Below are 9,949 nucleotides of genomic sequence, written 5' to 3'. Positions count from 1 at the left end.
ATGCCGATCGATTCCTCCCTTGCCGGTGCCTGTGACAAAGGGCTGATTGAATTGTTTGATAACAGCTGGCTGGATCATATCGCTGAAATTCTGGCAGTAAGTTTAGAAGAAAACACAAAAGAAAATGAGGAACCAATACTTTTTTTTGACCATCACTTGATGGTTTGTTTGCTATGCTCAGAATTTGGTTTGCTTAATACTAGAGATGTTTCAGACTTGGTTCCTCATTTTCTTTTGTGTTTTCTTCTAAACTTACTGCCAGAATTTCAGCGATATGATCCAGCCAGCTGTTATCAAACAATTCAATCAGCCCTTTGTCACAGGCACCGGCAAGGGAGGAATCGATCGGCATTTTTGCCACAAGCTCAATGCCATGTTGTTTTGCCACTTCTTCGATGCGGCTTTCACCAAATAAATAATGCTTCTTATCACAGTCTGGGCATTCGAAGTAAGACATGTTCTCAACCAATCCCAGCACCGGAATCTTCATCATTTTTGCCATATTTACAGCTTTGGCAACGATCATTGAGACCAGCTCCTGAGGAGATGTGACGATGATAATCCCGTCTACCGGTAGCGATTGAAAGACCGTTAATGGCACATCACCGGTTCCTGGCGGCATATCCACAAACATATAGTCGACGTCACCCCAGATCACATCGGTCCAGAACTGTTTTACGGTGTTGGCAATAATCGGACCTCGCCAAACCACCGGATCGGTATCATTTTCCAGCAATAGGTTGATGGACATAATTTCAATTCCAGTTTTACTGGATATCGGGAATATTCCTAATTCTGTCGGCATCGCTTTTTCCTTGATTCCAAATGCTTTAGGAATCGATGGACCGGTGATATCGGCATCCAGAATAGCCGTATTATAGCCTTTTCGTTTCATGGTAACTGCCATCAAGGAAGTAACCATCGATTTACCAACCCCACCTTTTCCACTCACGACACCAATAACTTTTTTAATTCTGCTCAGCTCATGGGGTTGTTCGGAAAAATCTACCTTTCGGTCTTCACACTCTTCACCACATGATCCACAAGATTGACTGCATTCTTCACTCATCCAAATTCTCCTCGTTTCTTTTATCATTTTCAGTTTTTCTTAAATCTTAAATTAATCGCAGCTTTCGTTCATCTGACGTTTACGGCAACGGCTGCAGCCGTAATTTTCTTGACCTTCTTCACATAATTTATAATTACCACCTTGAATTTTCAAGACATTCCCGTTAACCAATGCGTCAGCCAGTTTTTTCCGGGCGTCATTATATATTTTCTGAACCGTGGTTCGTGCCACGTGCATACTTTCGGCACACTCTTCCTGAAGCATGCCTTCGAGATCAATTAAGCGGATCGTTTCGTATTCCTCAACTGACATGGTGATAATTCCATCTTCTCTATTCTTGGCATTGAGTGGTCCAAATAAATCCGTTTCTGGCAAACAACAGACTTTTTTCCATTTTACTGGTCTGGACATAATCTAAAACTCCTTATCAAAACTACAAGACTTAGTGCTGGCACTCATGACCTGCTTCATGGGCATGACACATTTCACCAGAATCCATAACGGTCCCTGCCAACCAGCTTAACGCCACTTCTTTAACATTTCCAGTGCAGCCGCGGACAACTTCAATGCCAGACTTACTCAGGACATTAACAGCCCCTTCACCCATATTGCCTGCAAGCAAAAGTTTTACACCCATTTCTTTAAGTGTTGTGGCAATATTGGATTTACAGCCACATCCTGCTGGCGAAGCGATTATTTCCTGATTCAGTATTTCTTTGCTACTCGTATCAATGGTGAATACCGTATAATATTCACAGTGTCCAAAATGACTATCAATTAAGTTCTCCCGCGTGGGTAATGCAATTTTCATAATAGTACCTCCGATTATCTTTAATGTTATTGATTTTCATAATTATAATTAAGCTAATTAACATATGCTATCAACAGCATTATTATAATACATGAATGGCATATGTCAATAACTATATTAATTCTTACTGTTCTTATCTTCATTAGCTGTTGATTTAAGTTTCCCTAAACGTGACTTAAGCTATTTTTTCAATAACATCTCCATCGTATGACCAAACACGTCTTGTACTGCAACGCCGGCGTCGCAAAAAATATCGACCAGGGTGAGTCCTTGATTTACCGCTTCAACAACATTTCTATCGTAGGGGATTTTTCCCATATATGGAATCTTCTGGGCTTGACAATAGTCAATAATCGCTTGTGTTTTTATCAGGTTTGTATCGTATTTGTTGACACATACAACCGTTTTTGTATGAAAGGTCTGGGCTGTTTTAATAATCCGCTCCATATCACTGATTCCTGAAACCGATGGTTCTGCAACAATTAATACCATATCCACCCCACTAATCGATGCAATAACCGGGCAGCCGATTCCCGGTGATCCATCAATTATTGCCAGCTCATCACCCCGCTCGACTGATTTCATTTGTTTTTTAACCTCGGTAACCAGCATCCCCGATGTGCCACTGCCCATTTTGAGTTGAGCAGTTGAAAAGACAACATCTTTGTCGTATAACATCAGTTCTCCAGAAATATGGGGTTTTAAGTTGATCGCTCGAACCGGACAAACCATTTCACAGACACCGCAGCCTTCACACTGATATGGATCAATCCGATAGTTATTGTCAACCACCTGAATCGCATCAAATCGACAATCTTCGATACAGCGATCACATTTTGCGCAGAGAATGGTATTAATTTCTGCCTTTGGCATCCCGTAAAAATCAGTTCGCTTAGGTTGACCTGTATGTTTTAAAGCAAGATGCAAATTGGGTGCATCGACATCGCAATCAGCGTAAACCTTAGCCTGAGCCAGCTTGATAAACGCACTTGCTACCGTTGTTTTTCCAGTTCCGCCTTTTCCACTAAGAATAAGCAACTGTTTCATCTTGCACCTCCTTCGTGACTGCTTGAAGCAACGCAGAAAATACACCCTGGTAGCGTTCACTTCTTGATACAATTTCGCCATCGGAATTAATCGTTCCTAATTCACAATCAAACGGTATTTTACTTAAAACCTTGATTTTGTTTTCAAGACAAAAAGCATCAATTAGATTTTCACCTTCCATGCATTTATTAATGACGATCCCATAAGGCTTATTAAAAATGTTGACAAGTTGATGAACTAAGGCCAGGTTACTCAGTCCGAAGACGGTTGGCTCTGCCACTAAGATGCAATAATCCGCATCGCGAATACTTTCCATCACCACGCATGCACTGCCTGGCGGGCAATCAATCACTGTCAGTCTTTTTTCACTGGCTATTTTTTTTAACAGCTCTTTGATAATTGGTATTCCCGATGCTTCTCCAGTATTTAAAACACCAGAAATCACCTTGACCTGTTCGGAAATACCGATATTTATCTCTCCAATGACCTTGTCCTTTTCGGTCAAAGCTTTGCTCGGACAAAGCATGATACAACCCCCGCATGAGTGACAAATATCATCAAAAACCAGTAGCTTATTGACAATAGCGGCGAGAGCGTTGAATTTGCAAAAATCGACACATTTTCGGCAGCCCAGGCAGAGATCTTCATCTACCACAGGAATTTTATTCACTACCTTTTCAGTTTTTATCACTGTTGGTTTAAAAAATAAATGACCATTTGGTTCTTCAACGTCACAGTCAACATAAACAGATTCTTTTGCTACTGCTGCCAGATTGACAGATACCAGAGTTTTTCCGGTTCCACCTTTTCCGCTGAGTACTGCTAATTTCACTTGATCATCAACCTACTTTCTATGATCCCCAGTGTTCCTTGAGACACGCCATTGATTAGTTCAATTTTCATTGTCAAACTCCACCAACGCCATGAAATCCGGCGTGAAACTGATCCAGAATAGTCAATTTCTGTTCCTGATAAGCATTGATATTATCATGGATTGACCCAACCTTGCTCTTATAGATCTCAAGTTTGGTGGCCTTAAAAACCTCAGCAGCATTTTCGCCGCACCGTGGTGTAATTAAAATATCTGCATGATTATCTACTACGATTTGAGCCGCTTTAACGCCCGCCCCGCCAGGGCTGCTTGCGGCCGTATTTTCAATGAAGTGCCCCATTTTCGTAAGTGTTTCATAAATATAGAAATATGGTGCGCGCCCAAAAGACATACACACTTCACTATTTAAAATTTGTTCATCAGCCGGTATTGCAATTTTCATCGATATCTCCTTGTTTTTATTGACATATGTCTTTTATGAATATTATACACCTTTATAAACATATGTCAATAATTATCTCTGAATATTTTTTCTCTAAACTGATCATTATTATGGAAAGGCAAGACTAATAATGGTATGATATAGAAATTATTTAAACTGTTTGAATCAATTGATTGAAAATTAGAAAGCACGGATAAGGAGACGTTACATGAGTACATGTTTTAAATGTGGAATTAATCTTGAAGACGATGATGTTTATGAAGTAAAGGGTAAAACTTTTTGTGATGATTGTGCGATCGGCCAACACAAGGTGACCCAAACCTGTGACCCCGGTGCCGTACACAGCGCCAAGCTTGATCGACAAAGTTCTGGATATACCGGTACCGAAGGTTTAACTGATCAACAAAAAAATCTGTATTTATTTATGAAGGATAACGACGGTGTCACCATGCAGCAATGCCTTGAGAAATTTAGCCTGACTCCTGATGAAATCAGTTCTGACTTATCTGTCTTAAGGCATCTTGAGCTGGGAAAGGGTCAAAAGCGGGAAGATGGGGTTTATTTTGTCGTCTGGGAAGCCTAGGATTTAAAGACAGCTAAAAAAAGCTGATTTCTCATTTCCTGAAATCAGCTTTAACTCTGTCTTTTTTTTAATCTGTGCCCGCGCCGCAATCAGCTTGGCTAGGATAAAATTACCTTGCTGTTAATTTAAGAATCCATCAATAATTTTTGCTTCCGCTTCGGCTTCGGTAAGACCAAGGGTCATCAATTTGATCATCTGGTCTCCGGCAATCTTTCCGATGGCAGCTTCGTGAATCAAAGTTGCATCCAGACTGTTAGCCGTGATTTCAGGAATGGCACTGACCACGCCGTGATCCATGATAATGGCATCACATTCGGAATGACCCATACATCGGGTATTCCCCTTTATTTTAGAAATAAAGGTTTGCCGCGAATAATCTCGGGCGACCGAACGAGAAATGAGATTCACACTAGAATCTTCCCCATCCATATCCACTTCAAATTTAGATTCTGCAAATTGTTCCCCGTGGGTCATCAGTTTTTCTTTAATCACCAGGGTTGCACCGTCTTTTAGGTTAGCCTTAGTAAAGCGTCTGGTCGAATCAACCCCTTTGATCTGGGTAGTTTCCATTTCCATATAGCTGTTTTCTTCCTGTTCGACCTCTGTTACCGGGTCAATCACACGTTTCCCGGTGCCCGTTCCCTCACCGATATGCTTTTCAACATAACGAACTCTGGAGTTTTTGCCCAGAAAGAATCGATGAATCCCGTTGTGCTCAGAACCATCACAACTATCTCCGGTGCTAACACCACATCCGGCAATTATTGTGATGTCAGCATTCTCGCCGATATAGAAATCATTATAAACAAGGTCGTGAACCCCACTGCAAGAAACCAGAGCGGGGATAAAGACGCTTTCGGATTTGGTATTGGCTTTAACGATAATGTCTATCCCGGATTTATCTTCTTTTCCAACAATATCGATGTTTTCACTGGACTGTCTGGAAACCGTTTTACTGTTTTCCCGAATATTGTAGGCTCCTTTTGGCATTTCTTCTAGTCCGGTCACGTCTTTTAGTAATTTTTTTGCTATCTCATTCATCTCTTTATGCCTCCACTATATCGTGACAATATGCGCAATTTTCAGGGTTTTCACAATGAAGCAGCTCCGGTAATACCCGTTCCTTGGCACCGCGGATAATAATTGCTCCGTCGACCATCGCGATGATTTCATCTGCTACATCGAGAATCCGCTCCTGGTGGGAAATGATAACAATCGATTTTTCTTTGCTTTGATGGATTTTCATAAAAACCTCAATCAAATGATTAAAACTCCATAAATCGATGCCGGCTTCCGGTTCATCAAAAATTGATAAGGCGGTATCTCTGGCGATGATGGTGGCAATCTCAATCCGCTTGATTTCGCCCCCAGACAGCTTATCATTTAACTCCCGGTGAATGTAATCCTTAGCACATAGACCCACTTCCGATAAATAATGACTTGCCTCCATCGCTGAAAGGTCTTCGCCTTTGGCGATATTGATCAGATCGTGGACGGTAATCCCTTTAAAGCGGATCGGCTGTTGAAAGCCAAAACTGATTCCTTTTTTAGCCCGTTCGGTGATCGATAAATCAGTAATATCTTCGCCATAAAATGTGATTTTCCCTCGGGTCGGTTTTAAAACACCCGAAATAATTCGCGCTAGCGTCGACTTGCCGCCACCATTTGGTCCAGTAATCGCGATGAATTTTCCTTTTTCAATGGTTAAATTAACATTTTTTAGAATTTCTTTTTCATCTTCAACTTCAAATGAAATGTTTTCAAGCTTTAACATTTTTTCTCCTTACCTTTTTCTTTCAAAGTTTTCCAGCTAATCATCGATTCTGACCCCCTATGCGAACATATTAAGACTCTCCCGATGATAACTTTTTTTTATTTTACCACTTATTACTCTATTTGGATATATTTCTATCTGAAATATAAAAAACAAAATTCAGAAGTTTTTAACTAAACCTTATTGTAAATGTTAAAATCCGGACAAAAATAAAAGGACTAAAGTCAGGCTTCAGTCCTTTTGATGTGTTTTTACGTGTCAACCACTCTGAACGATTGAATCAGACAAATAGGGTTGTCCCGGCATTTTCATTGCTGGCAATATAGGTCCCCACACCGGCGTATTCAATGCCATCAATAAGTTCTTCTTCTTTAATTCCCATAAGATCCATACTCATCGTGCAGGCGATAAAACGAACCCCGGCATTTTGAGCTTTTTTGATCATGGTATCCAAATCATCGACATGTTTTTTCTTCATAATCCCTTTGATCATAGCTGGTCCTGCTCCCAGCATGTTCATCATCGAAAGTGGTAATCTAGCTGCCCCTTTGGGCATCATGGCACCAAACATTTTTTCAATAAAGGTCTTGTTGTAGCCTTTTCCATCTCTTTTTCGAAGTGCATTGAGTCCCCAGAAGGTAAAAAATAGGGTCACATTTTTCCCCTGGGCTGCCGCTCCCTGAGCAATGATCATTGATGCCAATACCTTGTCCAACTCACCGCTAAAAACGACCAGGGTTGCATTTTTCTGAGTCGATACCGCCGGCATCAAAGTACAGGCTTCACCTTCACTACCTTTGCGAATCACGCTGATATAGCTTTTTCCTTCAGTCTCCTGGGAAACCAGGTTATGGCCATTGGTTTCACACCAGCTTTTTATGTCGCTGACAAAGCCAAAATCAGTGGCGATTATCTGAACCAGATCACCCGATTCGACACTTTTTATGGCGTCATAAGTGGCCATCAATGGCCCCGGGCATTGGAGTCCGGTTACATCAACTTTTTTTTTAATCACATCGTTTCCTTTGCCACCCTGATCGACATCGCCATCCGTGTCATCTTTTTTGACAATGCAGGCGCCAACATCAAAGTTGAGTTCTGCCAACTTGTAATGGGCCGTTTTGTACGTGCTATAGCCGCCAGCCAGGTTGTAAATATTGGTAAAGCCATTTCCTCTTAAAATCCGAATCGCTAGATAAGCCCGTTGACCGACCTGACAGCTCACATAAATGGGGGCATCTTTGGAAATGGGAATTTCAGCAATGCGTTCTCTTAAGCTATCCAGCTCGATATTGACCGATCCTTTGATGGCACCAGCACTGACTTCAACCGGTGAGCGGACATCCAGCAGAAATCCACCTTTTTCGACGATCTCATCTATTTGATGCCATTCGACTGTTTTATATACCCCATCTTCAATATTTTCAGCAATATAGCCGAGGATATTAACCGGATCTTTGGCCGATGAGAAGGGCGGTGCATAAGAGAGCTCAAAATCTTGAAGGTCAAGAACCGTCGCACCCATCTTCATGGCTGTGGCAATTACATCGATTCGTTTTTCGGTTCCTTCCTGTCCAACTGCCTGGGCACCGAGGATCCTAAGCGTTTTAGGATCGTAAAGTAATTTTAAGGCAATGTTGGTTGAATGGGGATAATAACCAGCATGATTGGCGCGATGGGCGACGACAATTTGATAGTCCACCTTCTTCATATCCAGTTGGGCGGCATTATTTCCGGTTGAAGCAATTGTTTTGCTAAATACTTTTGCCACCGCGGTTCCCTGGATACCGAGGTTTTTGACGGTTTTTCCGTTGATATAATCGGCTACCACCCGTCCCTGTCGATTAGCAGGCCAAGCTAGTGCAATGGCCGTTTGATTCTTGGTGACAAAATCTTTAACCTCAATGGCATCACCAATGGCAAAGATATCAGGATTAACGGCGTCATCTGTCCCATTGAAGACCTCATAATTTTCCGTCGTCACAATATGACCACGGGGACCGCACTTGAGATTTGCCTGCTTGGCAAGGGCATTTTCAGGAACCACACCAATCGCTAAAATGACCAGATCTGCCTGTAGTACCCGACCGCTTTCGAGCACGACTTCACTTCCCTGTTTTTGGAAATGATCGACTCCATCTTCTAAAATGAGATTGACACAATTCGCGTTAATTTCCTGATGCGCCAGTTGCGCCATTTCAAAATCAAGTGGTTTTAGCACCTGATTGAGTTTTTCCACCAAGGTTACATTGGCACCCAGTTCTTGCAGATTCTCGGCCATTTCAACGCCAATAAAACCACCGCCGATAACCACTGCCCGTCTCACTTTGCCGCTATCAACGACTGCTTTAATCTTATCGGTATCGGGGATATTTCTCAGGGTTAAAATATTTTTTGCTTCGGACAATCCGGGGATTGGTGGTGCAATCGGTTTCGCACCGGGGGATAGAATCAGCTTGTCATAGGTTTCGGTATATGTTTCTCCGGATTGATGATTTTTCACTTCAACGGTTTTAGCAACCGGATCAATCGCAATGACCTCACTGAAATTTCTAATATCCAGGTTAAATCGTTTGGACATTCCTTCGACAGTTTGAACCAATAATTTCTTGCGATCTTTGATCACATCGCCAATGTAATAGGGCAAACCACAGTTAGCAAAGGAGATATATTCATCCCGCTCAAATAAAATAATCTCATCTTCTTCACTTAAACGTCGCAATCTCGCGGCAGCAGTCGCACCACCGGCAACGCCTCCAACAATTAAAATCTTTTTCATCAATTTTCCTCCTCGTATATTGCATTAATTATTTTTTTTGCACTTTCTGATACTACTTGATAATAAATTTCAGTGCCAGAACGATATCCTTTAACGATCCCAGCACTTTTTAACTTTGCCAGGTGTTGAGAAATAGATGATTGTGATACCCCAAGACATTCTTCCATATAAGTCACATTACAACTGCCCTTTTTTATCAGACCTCTGGCAATACATAAGCGAATCGGATTTCCTAAAATTTTTAATATCTCAGCTTGTTCATCACAATCTTTCGGTTTCATTTCCATTAGATTTCTCCAATCAACGATGTTAATGATAATAACATTATATTATAACATGTTAATATGTCAAGTGCTTTTTTTATAGTTACTTTTGTAGCTATTCTTTATATATACCATAATTTACAATTGCTAAACATTTGACTCTGTTAATCTATCTAAGTATTAGACTAGACCTACCTACGCTTATTCCCCTGACCCCATATTTATCAGGGATCATTGCCTATACCGACACCGATTCCCACCAGCATCTGGCCTATCTGGCAAGTGAACAGCGGTTTACCACCAATATGCTGTTTCGCAGAGGTTATAAATGGCCGATTACCAGTGATTC

At 41.4% G+C, this 9,949-nt stretch carries 12 protein-coding genes; 2 read left to right on the top strand and 10 right to left on the bottom strand.

What is annotated here, in order from left to right; all coding sequences use genetic code 11:
* Positions 1-199 precede the first annotated feature (199 nt).
* From QZ998_RS16450 to QZ998_RS16425, 6 genes are all read right to left on the bottom strand, one after another.
* Complete coding sequence (locus QZ998_RS16450) at positions 200-1,069, bottom strand: Mrp/NBP35 family ATP-binding protein (RefSeq protein WP_296561950.1); 870 nt, start codon at positions 1,067-1,069, stop codon at positions 200-202.
* A gap of 51 nt (positions 1,070-1,120) precedes the next feature.
* Positions 1,121-1,480, bottom strand: a complete 360-nt coding sequence (locus QZ998_RS16445) for a DUF134 domain-containing protein (RefSeq protein WP_296561948.1) — start codon at positions 1,478-1,480, stop codon at positions 1,121-1,123.
* A gap of 31 nt (positions 1,481-1,511) precedes the next feature.
* The gene (locus QZ998_RS16440) at positions 1,512-1,880 is read right to left on the bottom strand and encodes a NifB/NifX family molybdenum-iron cluster-binding protein (protein WP_296561946.1); all 369 of its coding nucleotides are present in this window, start codon (positions 1,878-1,880) and stop codon (positions 1,512-1,514) included.
* 180 nt (positions 1,881-2,060) lie between these two features.
* Positions 2,061-2,927 (bottom strand): ATP-binding protein, encoded by an 867-nt coding sequence (locus QZ998_RS16435; RefSeq protein ID WP_296561944.1) that lies wholly within the window; start codon positions 2,925-2,927, stop codon positions 2,061-2,063.
* The gene (locus QZ998_RS16430) at positions 2,905-3,759 is read right to left on the bottom strand and encodes an ATP-binding protein (protein WP_296561943.1); all 855 of its coding nucleotides are present in this window, start codon (positions 3,757-3,759) and stop codon (positions 2,905-2,907) included. Before QZ998_RS16430 ends, QZ998_RS16435 begins: the two co-directional genes overlap by 23 nt.
* Before the next feature lie 73 nt (positions 3,760-3,832).
* Complete coding sequence (locus QZ998_RS16425; protein WP_296561941.1) at positions 3,833-4,201, bottom strand: NifB/NifX family molybdenum-iron cluster-binding protein; 369 nt, start codon at positions 4,199-4,201, stop codon at positions 3,833-3,835.
* A gap of 208 nt (positions 4,202-4,409) precedes the next feature.
* Here QZ998_RS16425 and QZ998_RS16420 point away from each other — a divergent pair, with 208 nt between their 5' ends.
* Positions 4,410-4,784, top strand: a complete 375-nt coding sequence (locus QZ998_RS16420) for a hypothetical protein (protein ID WP_296561939.1) — start codon at positions 4,410-4,412, stop codon at positions 4,782-4,784.
* A gap of 120 nt (positions 4,785-4,904) precedes the next feature.
* On the opposite strand, the gene QZ998_RS16415 is transcribed toward QZ998_RS16420, so the two are convergent.
* From QZ998_RS16415 to QZ998_RS16400, 4 genes are all read right to left on the bottom strand, one after another.
* On the bottom strand, positions 4,905-5,825 hold the full coding sequence (locus QZ998_RS16415; protein ID WP_296561937.1) for a SufD family Fe-S cluster assembly protein: 921 nt from the start codon (positions 5,823-5,825) through the stop codon (positions 4,905-4,907).
* Between the two features lie 4 nt (positions 5,826-5,829).
* The gene (locus QZ998_RS16410; RefSeq protein WP_296561935.1) at positions 5,830-6,558 is read right to left on the bottom strand and encodes an ATP-binding cassette domain-containing protein; all 729 of its coding nucleotides are present in this window, start codon (positions 6,556-6,558) and stop codon (positions 5,830-5,832) included.
* Positions 6,559-6,838: 280 nt separating this feature from the next.
* Positions 6,839-9,337 carry an FAD-dependent oxidoreductase gene (locus tag QZ998_RS16405; RefSeq protein WP_296561933.1) on the bottom strand — a complete coding sequence of 833 codons (2,499 nt, stop codon included), beginning with the start codon at positions 9,335-9,337 and terminating at the stop codon, positions 6,839-6,841.
* Complete coding sequence (locus QZ998_RS16400) at positions 9,337-9,624, bottom strand: metalloregulator ArsR/SmtB family transcription factor (RefSeq protein ID WP_296561931.1); 288 nt, start codon at positions 9,622-9,624, stop codon at positions 9,337-9,339. Before QZ998_RS16400 ends, QZ998_RS16405 begins: the two co-directional genes overlap by 1 nt.
* Positions 9,625-9,755: 131 nt before the next feature.
* On the opposite strand from QZ998_RS16400, the gene QZ998_RS16395 reads away from it, so the two are divergent.
* A partial coding sequence (locus QZ998_RS16395) for a hypothetical protein (protein WP_296561929.1) occupies positions 9,756-9,949 on the top strand: 194 nt, incomplete at its 3' end.

The organism is uncultured Acetobacterium sp. (genome assembly GCF_927416815.1).
In the GTDB taxonomy this organism is placed as follows: Bacteria; Bacillota; Clostridia; order Eubacteriales; family Eubacteriaceae; genus Acetobacterium.
The sequence above is the reverse complement of the archived record's forward strand: the minus strand, read 5'-3'. Positions and strand labels throughout refer to the sequence as shown.

Coding starts and splice junctions, on each gene's coding strand:
- QZ998_RS16450 (WP_296561950.1), bottom strand. CDS start 1,069: ATGAGTGAAGAATGCAGTCAATCTTGTGGATCATGTGGTGAAGAGTGT.
- QZ998_RS16445 (WP_296561948.1), bottom strand. CDS start 1,480: ATGTCCAGACCAGTAAAATGGAAAAAAGTCTGTTGTTTGCCAGAAACG.
- QZ998_RS16440 (WP_296561946.1), bottom strand. CDS start 1,880: ATGAAAATTGCATTACCCACGCGGGAGAACTTAATTGATAGTCATTTT.
- QZ998_RS16435 (WP_296561944.1), bottom strand. CDS start 2,927: ATGAAACAGTTGCTTATTCTTAGTGGAAAAGGCGGAACTGGAAAAACA.
- QZ998_RS16425 (WP_296561941.1), bottom strand. CDS start 4,201: ATGAAAATTGCAATACCGGCTGATGAACAAATTTTAAATAGTGAAGTG.
- QZ998_RS16420 (WP_296561939.1), top strand. CDS start 4,410: ATGAGTACATGTTTTAAATGTGGAATTAATCTTGAAGACGATGATGTT.
- QZ998_RS16415 (WP_296561937.1), bottom strand. CDS start 5,825: ATGAATGAGATAGCAAAAAAATTACTAAAAGACGTGACCGGACTAGAA.
- QZ998_RS16410 (WP_296561935.1), bottom strand. CDS start 6,558: ATGTTAAAGCTTGAAAACATTTCATTTGAAGTTGAAGATGAAAAAGAA.
- QZ998_RS16405 (WP_296561933.1), bottom strand. CDS start 9,337: ATGAAAAAGATTTTAATTGTTGGAGGCGTTGCCGGTGGTGCGACTGCT.
- QZ998_RS16400 (WP_296561931.1), bottom strand. CDS start 9,624: ATGGAAATGAAACCGAAAGATTGTGATGAACAAGCTGAGATATTAAAA.